Source organism: Sphingomonas sp. CCH21-G11 (assembly GCF_001555965.1).
GTDB lineage: Bacteria > Pseudomonadota > Alphaproteobacteria > Sphingomonadales > Sphingomonadaceae > Sphingomonas.
The window spans coordinates 43,741-60,111 of record NZ_LSHX01000024.1 but is presented as its reverse complement, the minus strand read 5'-3'; the positions used below and the strand labels follow the sequence as shown (position 1 = coordinate 60,111).

The window sequence follows — 16,371 nt, the reverse complement described above, 5'->3', positions numbered from 1 at the left end:
CGGCGCTCAGGCGAAGGCGCGGGCGAGCGCCGCGTTCAGGGTCACGATCAGCTGATCGACATCGCGCTGCGCGTCGAGCGTCGCCCTGTCGAGCAGCAGGCGGAGCGTGCCGGCGCGCCTGAGGAAGACGGCGGGCAATGCGGCGTCGATCGCCGGCCAGTCGCGACGAAAGCCGTCGCGGTGATAGAAGCGGGCGGGACAGGGCAGGGTGCGCAGATACGCGCGCCAGGCCGGGCGCATCGTGAACGCGCCATAGGTCACCGCGCATAGCGAGCAGGGATAGGTGCTGGGCGACACGATCTTGTGGATCATGTCGCCCAGCGCCGCGATTACGCCGTCGGGCGCGTTGTAGACAAAGACCAGTTCGACCGCCTCGACGCGGCTCGGACCCCTGGGCACAGGGGCGTCACCGGTCATCGGCATCGGCGCGATCAGCGCACCCCGATGATATCGGGGATGCCATCGGGATCGTTGGTGACCCGGCCGCCGTTGCGCACCGAGCCGATCAGGAGCAGCCCGGACAGATGCGGTGCCGCCATCGACGTGCCCGAAAGCGTGGCGTAACCGCCGTTCAGATATGTCGATGGGATCGACACCCCCGGCTCCGCCACGTCGATCGGCGGATTGCCGAAATTGGAGAAGGTCGCGAACCGGCCGTTGCGGTCGAACGCCGATACGGTGAAGACGTTGGGCCCATTGGCGCGGGCGGGGCTGGTCGTCGCCGCGTTGACCGCCGAGTTGCCCGCCGCGAGGACGAAGCGCACGCCCGTCGACGCCGCGTTGATGACCGCGGCGTCGAGCGCACTCGACGCGCCGCCGCCCAGGCTCATATTGGCGATGTCGCCGGGCCGGCCATTGGCAGCCACATAGTCGATGCCGGCGATGATGCCGGAATTGGACCCCCGGCCGCTGCTGTCGAGGACACGCACCGCCACCACCCGGGTGCAGGGCGCGACACCCACCACGCCAATGCCGTTGTTGCATGCCGCGATCGTGCCCGCGACATGGGTACCGTGGCCGTTCCCGTCATTGGGCGACGGATCGCCGACGAAGCTGGCGCTGCGCGTCACGTCGACGTTCAGGTCGGGGTGATCGAGGTCGATGCCGGAATCGAGCACCCATGCGGTTGCGCCCGAGGTGATCGCGCCGCCGCCGACGCGCGTGATGCCCCACGGCACGGTCTGGGTGGCTTGGATGGTGCTGCCGCCGGGCTGCGCCGTTGCCTGGGCCTCGTCCTCCGGGATGGTGACGACGCGGTCCTGCTCGCAATAGGCGATCGTGCGGTCGAACGCCTTCATCCGCTCCACCGCCTGGGCGGGCAGGTTCACCGTGAAGCCCTGCATCGCGGAGAAATAGACATGTTTCAGCTTGCCGCCCTGCGCCTTCACGGCGCGGCTCGCTTCCTTCGCGACATTCGACTTGGCCACCGACTTGTCGAAGACGCAGATATACTGGTCTTCGATCGGTTCGCCGCGTTTCGCCAGCGCAGGCGTGGCGAGCATGGTGCATCCGATAATCGACGCAACGAGGAGTGTTTGACCTTGCATGTGACGCGACCCCATTTTTTGTTGGACCCGGACGAATGCTCCGCCTGTTCATGACGCGCGTCAAGCTGGGCTTGGTGTAAATTGCTGTTTATACAACACTTTTGGATGTATCACTGGTGTCGAGCGCCATGATCAGCGCCCATTGCGCGGGCGTGACGGGGGACACCGAAAGCCGCGACTGGCGCAGCATCGCCATGTCGGCCAACCCCGCCGCCGCCTTCATCCGTGCCAGCGTGACTGGCGGGGTGACCGGGCGGATCGGGCGCACCATCACCGCGACCCAATCCGCGTCGGCGGGGTCCGGATGCGGCCCGCCGCTCACCTCCATGATGCCGACCACCGCCTTGTCCCCGCCGGAGTGGTAGAAGAACGCCTGGTCTCCCGGCTGCATCGCGCGCAGGTGCAGCCGCGCGGCATTGTTGCGCACCCCGTCCCAGCGGGTTTCGCCGTCACGGACCAGGTCGTCCCAGCCATAGGTGTCGGGTTCGGACTTCATCAGCCAATAGGCCATTGGCGCGCGCTCCTTTCGTCGTTTCTGAACAACGGGTTCGGCCAGGGTTCAGCTTTGCCCGATGATACTGCCGGCAATGGGTGGCCGATGCCATCCCTGGCCATGAGGAGGTGGAGATGAACGCGCTTTTGACCAAGCTCGGCCTCGGCACCGCATTGGCGGCGACGACGCTTGCCGTCGCGGCGCCGGCGGAGGCCCGGCGCTATTATCGCGACCGTGACGATGCCGCCGCCGCGGCGGCGATTGCAGGGATCGCCGGTATCGCCATCGGCGCGGCGATCGCGAGCGACCGCGACCGCTATTATGACGACGATTATTACTATTACGATCGCCCGGGCCCCCGCTTTTATGGCCCGCGCTATGTCTATCCGCGCCGCGGTTACTGGGGTCCGCCGCGCCGCTACTATGACGATTGCAGGGTTCGACGCGTCTATGATCCCTATCTCGGCCGGCGCGTGCGTGTGCGCTATTGCTGACAACTGACCGTGGCGTTGCCGACGCGCGCGCCACGGTCGCAATATCGTGCCGGGCGCGTTATGGGATGACGCATGAGCAGCCCGCCAGATTCGCCGCCACGTGCCGGGCTCGACCCGTCCGATCCCTATGCCCGCACGGCGCAAACCTTTCCGGTGCTCGACGACGCCATGGCGGAGCGGGTCGCGTCATTCGGCACGATCGAGACGGTCGAGGACGGGACCTTCATTTTCGAGCGCGGCCAGCGCAGCGTCGATTTCTTCCTGATCCTGTCGGGCGAGATCGAGATCATCGATCATAGCGGCGAGACGGACAGCATCGTCCACAGTCATCGCGCCAACCAGTTCACCGGCGAGCTCGACCTGTTCAACGACCGCAAGATCCTGGTCAGCGGGCGCGCAATCGGCGACACGCGCGTGGTCCGCATCAAGCGGCCCGATTTCCGGCGCATGATCGCGGCCGAGCCCGACATCGGCGAGATCATCATGCGGGCCTTCATCCTGCGCCGCGTCGCGCTGATGAAGCATGCCCAAGGCGGCGTGACGCTGGTCGGCCCGGCGCACCTCTCGAACATGGTGCGGCTGGAGACGTTCCTGACCCGCAACGGCTATCCGCATCGGACCATCGACACCGAAAGCGACGCCGATGCGGCCGGCTTCCTCGCCTGCTTCAACTTGACCGAGGCGGACCTGCCGGTGGTGATCGCCGAGGGGGCGCCGCTGCGCAACCCGACCAACGCCGCGCTCGCCGATGCGCTGGGCCTGACAGTGCAGATCGATTGCAACCGGGTCCACCATCTTGCCGTCATCGGCGCGGGCCCCTCCGGATTGGCGGCGGCCGTCTATGCGGCGTCCGAGGGGTTGGAGACGGTGGTGGTCGAGGCAGTCGCGCCGGGCGGCCAGGCAGGCACCAGCAGCAAGATCGAGAATTATCTCGGCTTTCCCACCGGAATCTCCGGCCAGGCATTGGCGGGGCGCGCCCAGGTACAGGCCCAGAAATTCGGTGCCCAACTCGCTATCTCGCGCGCCGTCGCCGAACTCGACTGCAGCGAACGTCCGTTCCGCCTGCGGCTGGAGGACGGCCAGCAACTTTGCGCCGAAGCCATCGTGGTTGCGACCGGCGCGCGCTATCGCAAGCTCGACCTGCCCGACTATGCGCGGTTCGAGGGCAACGGCATTCATTATGCCGCAACCGCGATGGAGGCGTCGCTATGCGCCGACACGCATGTCGTCGTGGTCGGCGGCGGCAACTCGGCTGGGCAGGCCGCGATCTTCCTGTCGCGGACCGTCGCGCACGTCCACATCATGGTGCGCGGGGAGGGGCTGGCGTCGACGATGTCCCGCTACCTGATCGAGCGGATCGAGGCAGCCGACAAGATCACGCTTCATCCGTTCACCGAAATCAGCGAACTCCACGGCGATGCCCAGCTGCGCGAGGTGACCTGGACCGACCGGCGCAGCGGCGCGACGCATCGGCAGGCGGTCGGCGCGCTGTTCGTGATGATCGGTGCCGAGCCCAACACCCACTGGCTCGACGGGTGCCTCGAACTCGATGAAAAGGGCTTCGTGCTGACCGATCGCAATTCGCGGCTGTTCGAAACGTCGCGCCCGGGCATTTTCGCGGTCGGCGACGTGCGATCGGGATCGATCAAGCGGGTCGCTTCGGGCGTGGGCGAGGGGTCGGTCGTGGTGTCCGCCATTCACAAATATCTGGCGGAAATCGGCGCGGTCGAGTAACGGCGCTCGCCATGAGCGATACACCCCCCGACCGCCTGTCGATCAATCCGCGCAGCCCGTATTTCGACGGCGACCTGCTGCAACGCGGCATAGGCATCCGCTTCAAAGGTACCGAGCGCAAGGATGTCGAGGAATATTCGATTTCCGAAGGCTGGATCCGCGTCGCCGTCGGCAAGAAGGTCGACCGGCACGGCCACCCGCTGACGATCAAGCTGAGCGGCCCGGTCGAGGCATGGTTCCAGGACAGCGGCGTCGGTGCCGATGCGGCGGACGCGGACGCGGGCGAGGCGTGACGCACGCGACGCGGTCACGGCGGCTGCGTCCATGCTTTCTTAGGCAGCCCCGGCTATGTTCGGCGTCATGACCGACGTCCCGTGCATGAAGCCGGTCGAGCCGCTCGCGCTGAACCACAGCTGGCCGCTGTTCGATCGCACCCGGCGGTTCGACCTCGGATCGGTTCAGCTCGAACCCGTGCTGCGCTGGCCGCTCGATCCGAATGCCGCGCAGAGCCAGGCGCTCGCCGAGCATGGCGTCGGGCTGTGGGAATGCGATCTGTCGAGCGGGCGTCTCGCATGGTCGGGTGCCGTGCACGACCTGTTCGGCGTACCGCGCCACGTGGCGCCCAGCCGTCCGCACGCGCTGTCGGTCTATGCCGACGAATCACGCGCGGCGATGGAGCGCCTGCGCGACTATGCGATCAAGCATCGCCGCGGTTTTACGATCGATGTCGAGCTCCGCCCCGGCGGGACGACACGCTGGATGCGTCTGATCGCCGCGCCGGTCTGTGCCGACGATGGCACCCCGCTCAGCCTTCACGGGATCAAGTTCGCGCTCTAGCCGCGGCCCGCTCGATCCAGCCGACCGCGAAGGCGGTGATGTCGGCTGCATCCACCAAGATCGCCGTTGCGCTGCCGACCCGCCCCGTGCTTCCGGAACCGGTGGCGAGATAGTCGGCGACGATCTCGTCGAAATATCTGTCGGACAGGCCCTCGACGATCGCCTCGCTGTCCTCGAAATAGGTGCACCACCGCCATGATGTGCCGCCATCCGGGTTGCGAAACGGGATTTCGACCCGGAAGGTGCGCTTGTCGGGAATGTCGGCAAGATGTTCGGCGTGGTGCAGAAGGGTCAGCGATTGGCCCGGTGCGCCGATCAACAATGCGCGCCCCTGCGCCTCGACCAGCCGGGCGAGCGGCGACCCGGGGCCATAGCCATAGTCGAGCGGTTGCCCATCGGTGAGCCACGCAGCGCGCGCGCCGATCGCGGCCATGCTGCAATTCGGATTGCCGCTTCGCCTCGCGCCCGGAGTCGTCCGGACGAATTCGGCGAAGGCGCCATTTTCGCGCATCGACCGCGACGTGAGCGGATCGAAGGGGGGCACATGATCCCGCCATTGCGCGGGTACGCTGCCGTCCTCGGCCGTCAGGCTCTCCTGATAGTCTCCGTTCCAGTCGGTGGCGACCAGCAGCGTGCCGCCATCGCCGATCGTGTCGCGGATCGCGCCGATCAGCGTGTCCGGCCCGCCCAGGATCGGCCCGACGGCGCGCAGCCCGACATGCACCTCGACCGTGTCGCTCGCACCCAGCCCGAGCGCGGCCAGGTCACGGGCCAGCGCGGTGCGCGTCCACAGCTCAGTCATCCGCGATGTGCCGCGGTTGCCGCCGCGATCCCGGATCGTGGCGCATCCGAAACGCCCCGGTCAGCCATATGATCGGCGGGTCGCATCCAGCGGTCCGCGATCAGTGGACGAAGCGCGCCACGACGTCGCGATAGGAGCGGCTGACCTTCACCTGCGCGCCCGAATCGAGCACCAGGAAACATTCGCCGTTGGTGTGCGGCTTGACCTGCTTGACCAGGTCGAGATTGACGATCGTCGACCGGTGCACGCGCTGGAAACGACGGGGATCGAGGCGCTTTTCCAGGTCCTTCATCGTTTCGCGCAGGATCAGCGTGTTGTCGGCGGTATAGATGCACATGTAATCGCCCGCCGCGTCGATGCGTTCGATCGTGTCGACGTCGACGCGGAAAATCTGGCCGCGGTCCTTGATGTTGATCAGCCGCTCGAACCGGCTGGACGTCACCGGATCGGTGCCCGCATCGGCAAATTCCTCGGCGGCTTCGGGCGCGACCTCGGCCAGCACTTCCTTGAGCTTCTCGACCTCGGCCTGGCCGCGCTTTTCCGACAGGCGCTGGCGCACGCGGTCCAGCGTGTCGGCAAGCCGCGCCTCCTCGACCGGCTTGAGCAGATAGTCGACCGCCTGCGCCTCGAACGCGCGGATGGCATGGTCGGAATAGGCGGTCACGAAGACGAACAGCGGCGGTTCGACCTCCATCAGCCCCTGGACGACCGAAAAGCCGTCGAACCCCGGCATCTGGATGTCGAGGAACACCAGATCGGGCTTGTGGGTCTTGATCGCGCGGATCGCCTCGCGACCGTTGACGCATTTGTCGATGATCTCGACGTCCTCATGCTCCTGCAGCCGGAGCTCCAGTCCCTGGATCGCCAGGGGTTCGTCGTCGACTAGGATGGTACGGATGGTCATGCTGCCTCGCGGTTGGGTTCTTCAACCTGGAACGGTATCTCGATTTCAACGCGGAACCCGCCGCCCGGGTTCGATCGTGCTTCGAAACGGTGATCGGGACCGAACGCCTGTGCCAACCGCTCCCTCGTATTGGCCAGACCCACGCCCGTGGACAGGCTTGGCCGACGCGCGCGTTCGTTCAAGCCCGGACCGGTGTCGGACACGATGATCTGCACCCTGTCTCCGTTCAACCGTGCGGCGACCGCGATATCCGCACCCTCCTCCAGCGGCGTCACGGCATATTTGATCGCGTTCTCGACCAGCGGTTGCAGCAGCAGCGACGGCAGGCGCGCCTTCACGGTGCGCGCGTCGATGTCGAAGCTCGTGCGCAGCCGCTCGTCGAAGCGCATCTTCTCGATATCGAGATAGAGTTTCAGCGTCTCGACTTCCTGTGCCAGCGTCACCTGTGCGGTCGGTTCGTTGGCGAGCGTGTAGCGCAGGAACGAGGACAGCCGGCTGAGCATCGCATTGGCGCGCTCGGTCTGCTTGAGCAGCACCAGCGTCGAGATCGAGTTGAGCGTGTTGAAGAGAAAATGGGGGTTGAGCTGATAGCGCAGCATCGCCAGCTGCGCGGTCGACGCCTGGCTTTCCAGCAGCTGCATCTGGTCGATCTGCCGTTCGACGATCAGGTAGAAGTTGATCCCGAAATACAGCGCCGACCACCCCGCCAGCACGGTGAAGGTGAGGAACAGCACGCCGAGGAAGAAGCGCAGCGTGATCTCCGGCGTGCCGGTGCGGATGAACGAGAAGATGAAGGCGTCGATGAACGCATAGAGGACGGTCGCCGCCGCCAGCGTCGCGATCGTCAGCGCGATGCTCTGGAACCGCGGCAGCTTGCGCGAATAGCCGTAGAGCACCGACATGAGCAGCGTCAGGCAATAGCCGACGATCGCCTCGATGATCGCCGCCACCGCCGGCTCGATCGACGGGTTGTTGCCGAGCAGCGAAACCGCGCGCAGGATGAGGTAGCCGCTCCAGCCCGCCGCCTGCAGGATCCAGAAGGCGCGGGATTTGTCCTCGAAAAACGGCCGGGAGAGCAGGGCGGAGGTCATGGGCGGGCGTGCGGTCTTTCGGGTCGGCGCAGTGCCCTCTCACATATCCCGGCTTAACGATTGCGGCAAACCGGCATAGGCTGGCGTCACGACACGATGATGGAAAGGACGAGCCGGATGACCGATCATCCCCATGCCGATCAGGCGCGCGCGCAGTTTCGGGCCATGACCGAGGGGACGGCTGAGGACTGGGCGATCATTGCCGGGCATTTCCGCGACTTTGCCGACGGGCTCGCCGACCGCGTGCTCGCGCATCTCCGGCTGCTCGACGGCGACTATGGCGGCTTTCCGGTCGACCGGCTGACTCATTCGCTGCAGACCGCGACCCGTGCGCATCGCGACGGGCGGGGCGAGGATTACGTCGTGATGGCGCTGCTCCACGACATCGGCGACACGCTCGGCAGCTACAACCATCCCGAAATCGCCGCCGCGATCCTCAAGCCCTTCGTGTCGGAGGAGTTGCACTGGATTGCGCAGAACCATGGCGCGTTCCAGGGCTATTATTATTTCCACCACCTCGGCATGGACCGCGACCTGCGCGAGCGGTTCCGCGGCAGCGCGCATTACGACGCCTGTGCCGAGTTCTGCCATCTCTACGACCAGGCCGCGTTCGATCCCGACTATGCGAGCGAGCCGCTCGCGTTCTTCGAGCCGATGGTGCGCCGCGTCTTCGCGCGCCCGATCAACAGCATGTACGCGAAGGTGAGCGCCCCGGCGGCCGCCTGAGCCCCACGCCCGCTCACCAAAGGACACGGCACCAGCGAAAACCGCCGCCCCATTGCTGGGGCGGCGGCTGTCGTTTCGTTCGGCCTTGCGGCGCGTCAGAAGCGGAAACGCGCGCCCAGACGGATCTGATACAGCGACGGACGCGTCACCAGCTGGACGTTCGGCTGCTCGACGCGCGAGTAGCGATACTGGGTGCAGTTGCCGCCGCTGAGCGCCGCGCACTCGACGGTGACCGCAGCCGCGGTCTGCGGGAACGCCACCTGGCGCAGCGAGCCCCAGTCCGAGTCGATCAGGTTGAGGACGTTTTCGATGTCCGCATAGACCTCGATCCGGCTCTTTCCGATGAAGGTCGGAATTTCCTGACCGACGTGCAGGTCGACCTTGAAGAAGTCGGGCGACTGCTCGCTGTTCTTGCGCACCACCGCGCCGCGCTTCAGGCCGAACTGGTCGACCAGATTGTTGAACGCGGTCTCGGTCGCCGCCGAGTCGAATACGACGCGGGGATCGTTGAGCTGGGGCACGTAAAGCAGGACGCGCGAACCGTTGCCGACGGTTCCGAACACCGGCAGACGCCCGGTGCCGCGATCGATCATGGTCAGGCTGTACGGCCGACCCGAGCGATATTCGCCGAACAGGCTGACGCGCGTCTTGTAGTCGCCGAAGAAGGCGTGGTTGTAATCGATCGAGAATTTGTACTGGTCCTTGATCTGATAGATCGAGGTGCCTTCCGCCGGGATGTTCGGGTCCACGAACGCGTTGTTGCTGTAGAGCGAACCCGCCGTCGCCGAGGTGATCGCATTGACGTCGGTGACGTCGGAGCGGGTGTAGCTCGCATCGACAGTCAGGCCGAAATCCCAGGCCTTGCTGACCCGCGCGACGCCGATAAACGAGCGTCCGCCGGTCGAATTGGTCATCACCAGGTCCTGGTTGGTCGTCGCGATGCCGTTCAGCGGGCCATAGCGGGTGCGGCCGTCCGGAAGCGTGCCGATCGGCACCGAGCGCCGGTCCGTCCACTGATAGGCATTGACGATATTGCCGTAGAGGAAGTCGGCGCCGAACAGCCAGCCGTCACCGAGCGGGCCGAGATCGGCTTCATAGCTGGCCGACAGGGTCGCGCGCAGCTGCGATGCCAGTTCCAGGTCCGGATCGATCGCATTGACCGGTGCCAGCGCGAGCGACGCCGTGTTGTTGACCAGGAAGTTGGTCAGCGACGCCGGGTAGCTGGTGCCGGTCACGCCATCCAGCGCGCCGCAGGTGCCGGAAGCCGCGCAATTGGCGCGCGTGATGTCGACCAGGTTGGTCAGCTGGCCCGTGTTGGAAAAGCTGTTCGACAGGAACACGTCGGGCGTGCCGCCGCCGAAGATGCCCGCGCCGCCGCGAATGATCAGGCGATCGGTCGCCTGCCAGTTGAAGCCGATACGCGGCTGGAGCACGCCGCGACCGGTGAACGTGAAGCTGTTGGGAAAGCCGAGGCGGCCGGTGAAGTTGGTGTTCAGCTGCGGGCGCTCGGGATTGTTGAACAGGTCGTAGCGCGCACCATAGGTCAGCTGGAAATCGGTCGTGATCTGCCAGTCGTCCTGGAACCCGATCGTGTACGACTGGGTCGAGAAGCGCGCGGCGGCGTCGTCCGAATCGAGGCTCGGCACCGCACCGGCAAGGCGAAGGCGATCGGCACGGCGCGCCTGGAACGACGCGATCGAGTCGAAATAGATGTCGCCCAGCGAGCGCTGCAGGAACAGGTTGAAGGTCGAGATGTCGGTATAGCCGAACAGCGCGCGGATGGTGTGATCGCCCAGCGTCGCGCGGGCGGTGAAATCGAGCGACAGGTTTTCCTGGCGCAGCGAGTTGGCGTGGCGGCTGATGTCCGGACCGAAGAACAGACGCGAGCCGTTGCAAACTGTCGCCGAGCCGACCGACGTCGGATCGAGGCAGACTTCGAACTGGCCGATGTCGCGGCCGCCGAACGGATCCTGGTTACGGTTATAGTCGCGATAGCTGGCGCGGAACTCGGTCGAGAAATTGTCCGACCAGGTCGAATTGAGCTGGAAGACGCCCGAATTGACCTCTTCGCGCAGCTCATAGCCGTTCGACTGCAGGCCCAGCGCCTGGGGGGCGGTCAGGACGACGTTCTGCTGGAGCTGCTGCGTGCCGACGTTGCGGATATAGGTCAGCGACGCGCGGTGATCATTGCTGATGTTCCAGTCGAGCTTGCCGGCGAACTTCTCGTCGCTCTCGACCGCGTTCTGGATCAGGCCCTGGGTGTCGTAATTGTAGACCGACTGCGCGATCGATGAGACCTGATCGACATTGGCGAGCGTGATGCCCGGAACCTGGTTCGCGAACCCCGGGCCGACGCCGTCGTCGAACGGATCCTTCTCATCCAGCCGCTCATAGGCGAACATGAAGAACAGCTTGTCCTTGATGATCGGACCGCTGATCAGGCCGCCATATTGCTTCGAATCAAACTCCAACGCGATGTCGCGGCCGCGGCTGCGCGAGCCGGTCAGGCTCTGGTCGGTGTAGGTGAAGAAACCCGAGCCCGAAAATTCGTTGGTGCCTGAACGCAGGATGACGTTGATCGCGCCGCCCTGGAAGTCGCCTTCGGAAATGTCGTACGGCGCGACCTTGACCGACAGCTGCTCGATCGCGTCGAACGGCACCGGGCCGCGGCTGGTGGGCAGACCGCCATTGTTCAGGCCGAAGTCGTCGGAAAACTGCACGCCGTCGACCGAGAAGCGGTTGAGGCGGCCGTTCTGGCCGGCGATTTCGATGGTCCGCGAGTTGGACAGGTCGATGGTCGCGAACGGATCGCGACGAACGATGTCGCGAATGTCGCGGTTGACGGTCGCGATGCCGTCAATGTCCTCACGGTTCAGCGTCGTGAGCGGGCCGTTGCTCTGCACGCGCGCGATCCGCGAGCCGGTGATGACGATGTCCGCGGTCGCGAGCTCGACGTTCACGCGCGACACCTGGCCCGCGGTCAGGAACACGTCGGACACTTCGCCCGTCTGGCCCTCGGCCGTCCGCGCGGTGATGGTGAAGGGACCGCCGACGCGAAGGCCGGAGGCATTGAAGTTGCCGCCTTCGTCGGTCGTCGCGGTGCTGGTCGTGTTCGAGGGCAGGTGCGTGATCGTCACCTCCGCATTGGCCGCGGGCGCGCCTTCGATCACGACCTGGCCGCGGATCGATGACGTGGTATCCTGGGCATAGGCCGCTACGGGAACGACCAGGGCAGCCGCAGCTGCGCCGAAAAGCAGATGATGTCGCATCGAAAACCCCTTGGTTTTTGAAAGAACCGGCTCAACCGGCCGGTTTTGATTCCGTTAACGCGGCCCCTGCGCGCGGAATGTGTCAGATGAGTTACAGCTTTGACGAGTCCGCAATGTCGGTCATGCTGCGTTGCAAAATAGCATCACCGCCCGCGGACGGTATCGTGCCGGGCGTCAGGCGCGTGCCGCCGCGACAATCGCGGCCCAGGCGGCTTCGTCGATCACCTGAACCCCGAATTCGGCGGCTTTTTTGAGCTTCGATCCCGCGCCGGGACCGGCGACGACCAGGTCGGTCTTTGCCGACACCGATCCGCTGACCCGCGCGCCCAGCGCTTCGGCCTGGGCCTTGGCCTCGTCGCGACTCAGCGTCTCGAGGGTGCCGGTGAAGACGACGGTCTTGCCGGTTACCTCCGACTGCGCGACCACGTGGACGAACGCGTTCGGCTGGACCTGGGTCAGCAGGTCGTCCCACACCGCGACATTGTGCGGCTCGGCGAAGAAGTCGCTCAGCGCCTGCGCGACGCTGGGGCCGATGCCATCGATCGCCTCGATCTCGCCGCGGCGATCGGAGTCGCGGGCGACGGCAGCGACCGCCTCGACCGTCCCGAAGGCTTTCAGCAGGTCGCGCGCAGTGACCTGGCCGACATGGCGGATACCCAGCCCGAACAGGAAGCGCACCGGATCGGGCCTGCGCTTCGCCTCGATCGCGGCGAGCAGATTGTCGACCGACGTCTCCGCCCAGCGTTCGCGGCCCAGCAGCACGTCGCGCCGTGCGTGCAGGCGGAAGATGTCGGCAGGCGAATGGACCAGGCCGTCGCGGAAGAAGGTCTCGATAGTGACCCCGCCCATCCCCTCGATGTCCATCGCGGCGCGGCTGACGAAATGGCGCAGGCGTTCGACGCGCTGGGCGGGACAGATGAGCCCGCCGGTGCAGCGGATGTCGACTTCGCCCGCCTCGGCGACCGCGTCCGACCCGCATTCGGGGCAGGCGGCGGGGAAGGTCCATGCCGCCCGCGCGACCTCGCGCGTCAGGTTCTCGACGATCTGGGGAATGACGTCGCCCGCGCGCTGCACGACGACGCGGTCGCCGGGGCGCACGCCCAGCCGGGCAATCTCGTCGGCATTGTGCAGCGTCGCGTTGGTCACGACGACGCCGCCGACCGTCACCGGTTCCAGCCGCGCGACCGGGGTCAGCTTGCCGGTGCGGCCGACCTGGATGTCGATCGCGCGCAGCGTCGTTTCGGCGCGCTCGGCCGGGAATTTGTGCGCCAGCGCCCAGCGCGGCGCGCGTCCGACGAAGCCAAGCCGCGCCTGCCAGTCGAGCCGGTCGACCTTGTACACCACACCGTCGATGTCGAAGGGCAGGTCGGCGCGCGCGCGCTCGATCGCGCGATAGACCGCAAGCGCGCCGTCGATGTCGTCGGTGACGGCGAAGGCGTCGGCGACCCCGAAGCCAAAGCCGCGCAATGCGGCGACCACCTCGCCCTGGGTTTCGCCCGGCACCCGGCTCGCCTCGCCCCAGCCATGCGCCAGGAAGCGCAACGGCCGCGATGCGGTGACGCCGGCGTCCTTCTGGCGCAGCGATCCGGCGGCGGCATTGCGGGGATTGGCGAACTGGCGTGCCGGCTTGCCGGTCGCCTCTGCCGCCGCAGCCAGTTGCCGGTTCAGCGCGGCAAAGGCGGCCTTCTCCATATAGACTTCGCCGCGCACCTCGAACACGTCCGGGGCGCCGGCCAGCGTCGCGGGAATATCCGCAATCGTGCGGACATTGGCGGTCACGTCCTCACCCACCTGGCCATCGCCGCGTGTCAGCGCACGCACCAGCGCGCCGCGCTCATAGCGCAGCGCGCAGGACAGGCCGTCGATCTTGGGCTCGGCGGTCAGCCGCACCGGGGCGTCGTCGGGCAGCGCCAGAAACCGGCGGACGCGCGCGACGAAATCGGCGACATCCTCGTCCGAAAAGCCGTTGTCGAGGCTGAGCATCGGGCGGCTGTGCGCGACCTTGGCGAGATGCTCGGCGGGGGCCGCACCGACGCTCAGCGACGGCGAATCGCTGCGCACCAGATGCGGAAACGCCGCCTCGATCGCGGCATTGCGGCGGACCAGCGCATCGAACGCCGCATCGCTGATCTCGGGTGCGTCGTCGCCGTGATAGCGCGCGTTGTGATAGGCGATCTGCTCGGCCAGCCGCGCCAGCTCGGCTTCAGCCTCGATATCGGTGGCGGGCAGGGGCTCGGGCGGGCTCACGACGCGTGCGGTACGAAGCGCGGCGGCCTCGATCAAGCCCCTGTGCGTCGCCGCAGGCTCAGCCCGTGCGGCGCCCGCGCGGCGGATTGGTCTGGGCGTTGAGGCGACGCATGTCGAAGGGCGTGGCGAAGGCGACGCCGGCCTGTCCCTCGTCCGCCCAGCGGATTTCGCCGGCCATGGTCGCGTCGGTCATCACCTCCAGGCTGACCGGCGTGCCGACCGCTTCCTTGGCGAGCTCGACGCCGTCGACCATCGCACCCGATGTCGACAGGTTGCGGATGCGGACATCGCCGACATGACCGCCGATTTCCATCCGCGCCCAGCGCAGCATCCGCATCCGCGGTGCCCGGCTGATCCGGAATCCTTCCGCGACAGCGACGCCCCCATTTTCCCGCAGCTGTTGCGCCACCTCGTCACGGCGCAGCGGCAGGCCATAGACATGGCCCTGGATCTGGCCGCACCCCAGCGCCCGGATCACGTCGATCTCGTCGCGCACCTCGACGCCTTCCGCGGTCGTTTCCATCCCCAGCGTCTCGGCCAGCGCCACGATCGCCTTGATGATCGCCGGGTTGCGGTTTCCCGCCATCGCCGATCCTCGCACGAACGACTTGTCGATCTTGATCTTGTCGAAGGGCGCATGGCGCAGATAGCCGAGCGAGGAATAGCCCGTCCCGAAATCGTCGAGCGACAGCCGGACCCCCAGCGCCTTCAGCCGGCGGAACATGGTGTCGGACGTGTCGCTGTCGGTCAGGAAGACGCTTTCGGTGATCTCGAGCTCGAGCCGGCCGGGCGCGATCCCCGATGCCGCCAGCGCACTGGTGACGGTGGCCGGAAACGCCGCGTCGACGAACTGGATCGGCGATACGTTGACCGCGACGCGAACCTCGCCGGGCCAGGTCGCGGCCTCGCGCGTGGCCGTGCGCAGCACCCATTCGCCGATCGCTTCGATCAGCCCCGATTCCTCGGCGACGGGAATGAAGTCGACGGGCGAGATGTCGCCGCGTGTCGGGTGTCGCCAGCGCAGCAGGGCCTCATAGCCGATGATGCGGTGGTCGCTGGTCGCGACGATCGCCTGATAGACCAGATAGAGCTGGTTCTCGACCAACGCGACGCGCAGGTCGTCCTCCATCTGTCGCCGCGACCGCGCGTCGGACAGCATTTCCTCGCGATAGAAATGGTGCATCCCGCGCCCGTCCGCCTTCGCGGCATAAAGCGCCAGGTCGGCGCTGCGGGTCAGCGTTTCGGAATCCTCGCCGTCATTGGGGGCGACCGCGATCCCGATCGAACAGCCGATGCTGATCGACGAGCCCGAGATGAAATAGGGTTGCGACAGCGACGCGATGATCGTGCGGGCCAGGTCGGCCAGCGCCTCGCGATTGCCCTCGTCGGGCAGCAGGACCTGGAACTCGTCGCCGCCGAGCCGGCCGACCAGCCCCATTTCGCCGACGGCGCGCGTCACCCGCTGCGCGACCTGCACCAGCAGCGCGTCGCCCGTCTGGTGGCCCAGCGTGTCGTTCACCGCCTTGAAGCGATCGAGATCGAGCAGCAGCAGCGATGTCGCGCGATAGGACCGGATCGACTGCGCCAGCGTCTGGTCGATCGCCAGGCGCATGCGCTGGCGATTGGCGAGGCCGGTCAGCGCATCGTACAGCGCGAGCCGCTTGATCTCCTCCTCCGCGTGCAGGCGCTGGGTCAGGTCGCTGCCGCTGCCGACAAAGCCCTCGAACTTGCCGAACGCGTCGAAGCAGGGGCGGCCCGACATCGACCAGCGCCGGTCGCTGCTGGCGATCGGCCGCACCGAATAATCGGTGAACACGGTGCGCGACGTCATGTGAAACGCCAGCGTCCGTTCGGTCGCGGGATCGTCGCCGTCCATCTGGAACAGGCTGACGAGCGTCGCGCCGATCACCGGCTCGCCGGTCGCCGCCTCGATCGTCCGGCGGACGGTATCGCTCAGATAGGTCAGCTTGCCCTGGCGGTCGGTCTGCCAGAACCAGCCGAGGCCATGTGCCTCGAACCCCGTCACCAGCTGGAGTGCGATGTTCGCGCGGTCGGCCGCGCTGACGACCATGCCGCCCGCGCGCAATTCGTCCTCCGTTCGACCGCGAAAACGCTTCAGGATACTCACCTGTCCCCGCTAGCGGCGCGGCGATTGCGAAATGGCTTGCAGGCGTGGTTAATCGGCTGGCGATCGGTCAAGGCGGGGGTTGGAGGATGGCGGCGGGGC

At 66.7% G+C, this 16,371-nt stretch carries 14 protein-coding genes; 5 read left to right on the top strand and 9 right to left on the bottom strand.

Annotation, left to right across the window (positions count from 1 at the left end):
* Nucleotides 1–6: 6 nt before the first annotated feature.
* The 3 genes from AX676_RS05370 to AX676_RS05360 form a co-directional block, all read right to left on the bottom strand.
* Nucleotides 7–423: a hypothetical protein gene (locus AX676_RS05370; protein WP_066480400.1), complete on the bottom strand. Its 417-nt coding sequence runs from the start codon at nucleotides 421–423 to the stop codon at nucleotides 7–9.
* Between the two features lie 8 nt (nucleotides 424–431).
* Nucleotides 432–1,502: a S8 family peptidase gene (locus AX676_RS05365; protein WP_066480402.1), complete on the bottom strand. Its 1,071-nt coding sequence runs from the start codon at nucleotides 1,500–1,502 to the stop codon at nucleotides 432–434.
* Nucleotides 1,503–1,635: 133 nt separating this feature from the next.
* On the bottom strand, nucleotides 1,636–2,058 hold the full coding sequence (locus AX676_RS05360) for an EVE domain-containing protein (RefSeq protein ID WP_066480404.1): 423 nt from the start codon (nucleotides 2,056–2,058) through the stop codon (nucleotides 1,636–1,638).
* A 116-nt stretch (nucleotides 2,059–2,174) separates the two neighbouring features.
* Between AX676_RS05360 and AX676_RS05355 the strand changes: the two genes are divergently transcribed.
* From AX676_RS05355 to AX676_RS05340, 4 genes are all read left to right on the top strand, one after another.
* Nucleotides 2,175–2,534 carry a hypothetical protein gene (locus AX676_RS05355; RefSeq protein WP_066480406.1) on the top strand — a complete coding sequence of 120 codons (360 nt, stop codon included), beginning with the start codon at nucleotides 2,175–2,177 and terminating at the stop codon, nucleotides 2,532–2,534.
* Between the two features lie 72 nt (nucleotides 2,535–2,606).
* A complete protein-coding gene (locus AX676_RS05350; protein WP_066480411.1) occupies nucleotides 2,607–4,268 on the top strand; it encodes an FAD-dependent oxidoreductase in 1,662 nt (553 codons plus the stop codon).
* 11 nt (nucleotides 4,269–4,279) lie between these two features.
* A complete protein-coding gene (locus AX676_RS05345; protein ID WP_066480412.1) occupies nucleotides 4,280–4,561 on the top strand; it encodes a DUF3297 family protein in 282 nt (93 codons plus the stop codon).
* Nucleotides 4,562–4,628: 67 nt separating this feature from the next.
* Nucleotides 4,629–5,105, top strand: coding sequence for a hypothetical protein (locus AX676_RS05340; protein WP_231726055.1), 477 nt, complete (start codon nucleotides 4,629–4,631; stop codon nucleotides 5,103–5,105).
* Here AX676_RS05340 and aac(3) read toward each other — a convergent pair.
* From aac(3) to AX676_RS05325, 3 genes are all read right to left on the bottom strand, one after another.
* The gene (gene aac(3) / locus AX676_RS05335) at nucleotides 5,089–5,907 is read right to left on the bottom strand and encodes an aminoglycoside 3-N-acetyltransferase (RefSeq protein ID WP_066480414.1); all 819 of its coding nucleotides are present in this window, start codon (nucleotides 5,905–5,907) and stop codon (nucleotides 5,089–5,091) included. The two genes, AX676_RS05340 and aac(3), sit on opposite strands and share 17 nt — an antisense overlap.
* A gap of 100 nt (nucleotides 5,908–6,007) precedes the next feature.
* Entirely contained in the window at nucleotides 6,008–6,811 is an 804-nt protein-coding gene (locus tag AX676_RS05330; RefSeq protein ID WP_066480415.1) for a LytR/AlgR family response regulator transcription factor, read from the bottom strand.
* A complete protein-coding gene (locus AX676_RS05325) occupies nucleotides 6,808–7,902 on the bottom strand; it encodes a sensor histidine kinase (protein ID WP_066480416.1) in 1,095 nt (364 codons plus the stop codon). Before AX676_RS05325 ends, AX676_RS05330 begins: the two co-directional genes overlap by 4 nt.
* Nucleotides 7,903–8,019: 117 nt before the next feature.
* Between AX676_RS05325 and AX676_RS05320 the strand changes: the two genes are divergently transcribed.
* The gene (locus AX676_RS05320; RefSeq protein WP_066480609.1) at nucleotides 8,020–8,628 is read left to right on the top strand and encodes an HD domain-containing protein; all 609 of its coding nucleotides are present in this window, start codon (nucleotides 8,020–8,022) and stop codon (nucleotides 8,626–8,628) included.
* 95 nt (nucleotides 8,629–8,723) lie between these two features.
* On the opposite strand, the gene AX676_RS05315 is transcribed toward AX676_RS05320, so the two are convergent.
* The 3 genes from AX676_RS05315 to AX676_RS05305 form a co-directional block, all read right to left on the bottom strand.
* Complete coding sequence (locus tag AX676_RS05315; protein ID WP_066480418.1) at nucleotides 8,724–11,897, bottom strand: TonB-dependent receptor; 3,174 nt, start codon at nucleotides 11,895–11,897, stop codon at nucleotides 8,724–8,726.
* A gap of 174 nt (nucleotides 11,898–12,071) precedes the next feature.
* On the bottom strand, nucleotides 12,072–14,126 hold the full coding sequence (gene ligA, locus AX676_RS05310) for an NAD-dependent DNA ligase LigA (protein WP_066480611.1): 2,055 nt from the start codon (nucleotides 14,124–14,126) through the stop codon (nucleotides 12,072–12,074).
* 76 nt (nucleotides 14,127–14,202) lie between these two features.
* A complete protein-coding gene (locus tag AX676_RS05305; RefSeq protein ID WP_066544165.1) occupies nucleotides 14,203–16,215 on the bottom strand; it encodes an EAL domain-containing protein in 2,013 nt (670 codons plus the stop codon).
* Nucleotides 16,216–16,371 lie beyond the last annotated feature (156 nt).

Excerpts from the sequence above, each read along its gene's own strand:
- AX676_RS05370 (WP_066480400.1), bottom strand. The coding sequence starts at position 423 with ATGCCGATGACCGGTGACGCCCCTGTGCCCAGGGGTCCGAGCCGCGTC.
- AX676_RS05365 (WP_066480402.1), bottom strand. The coding sequence starts at position 1,502 with ATGCTCGCCACGCCTGCGCTGGCGAAACGCGGCGAACCGATCGAAGAC.
- AX676_RS05360 (WP_066480404.1), bottom strand. The coding sequence starts at position 2,058 with ATGGCCTATTGGCTGATGAAGTCCGAACCCGACACCTATGGCTGGGAC.
- AX676_RS05355 (WP_066480406.1), top strand. The coding sequence starts at position 2,175 with ATGAACGCGCTTTTGACCAAGCTCGGCCTCGGCACCGCATTGGCGGCG.
- AX676_RS05350 (WP_066480411.1), top strand. The coding sequence starts at position 2,607 with ATGAGCAGCCCGCCAGATTCGCCGCCACGTGCCGGGCTCGACCCGTCC.
- AX676_RS05345 (WP_066480412.1), top strand. The coding sequence starts at position 4,280 with ATGAGCGATACACCCCCCGACCGCCTGTCGATCAATCCGCGCAGCCCG.
- AX676_RS05340 (WP_231726055.1), top strand. The coding sequence starts at position 4,629 with ATGACCGACGTCCCGTGCATGAAGCCGGTCGAGCCGCTCGCGCTGAAC.
- AX676_RS05330 (WP_066480415.1), bottom strand. The coding sequence starts at position 6,811 with ATGACCATCCGTACCATCCTAGTCGACGACGAACCCCTGGCGATCCAG.
- AX676_RS05325 (WP_066480416.1), bottom strand. The coding sequence starts at position 7,902 with ATGACCTCCGCCCTGCTCTCCCGGCCGTTTTTCGAGGACAAATCCCGC.
- AX676_RS05320 (WP_066480609.1), top strand. The coding sequence starts at position 8,020 with ATGACCGATCATCCCCATGCCGATCAGGCGCGCGCGCAGTTTCGGGCC.
- AX676_RS05315 (WP_066480418.1), bottom strand. The coding sequence starts at position 11,897 with ATGCGACATCATCTGCTTTTCGGCGCAGCTGCGGCTGCCCTGGTCGTT.
- AX676_RS05305 (WP_066544165.1), bottom strand. The coding sequence starts at position 16,215 with ATGGTCGTCAGCGCGGCCGACCGCGCGAACATCGCACTCCAGCTGGTG.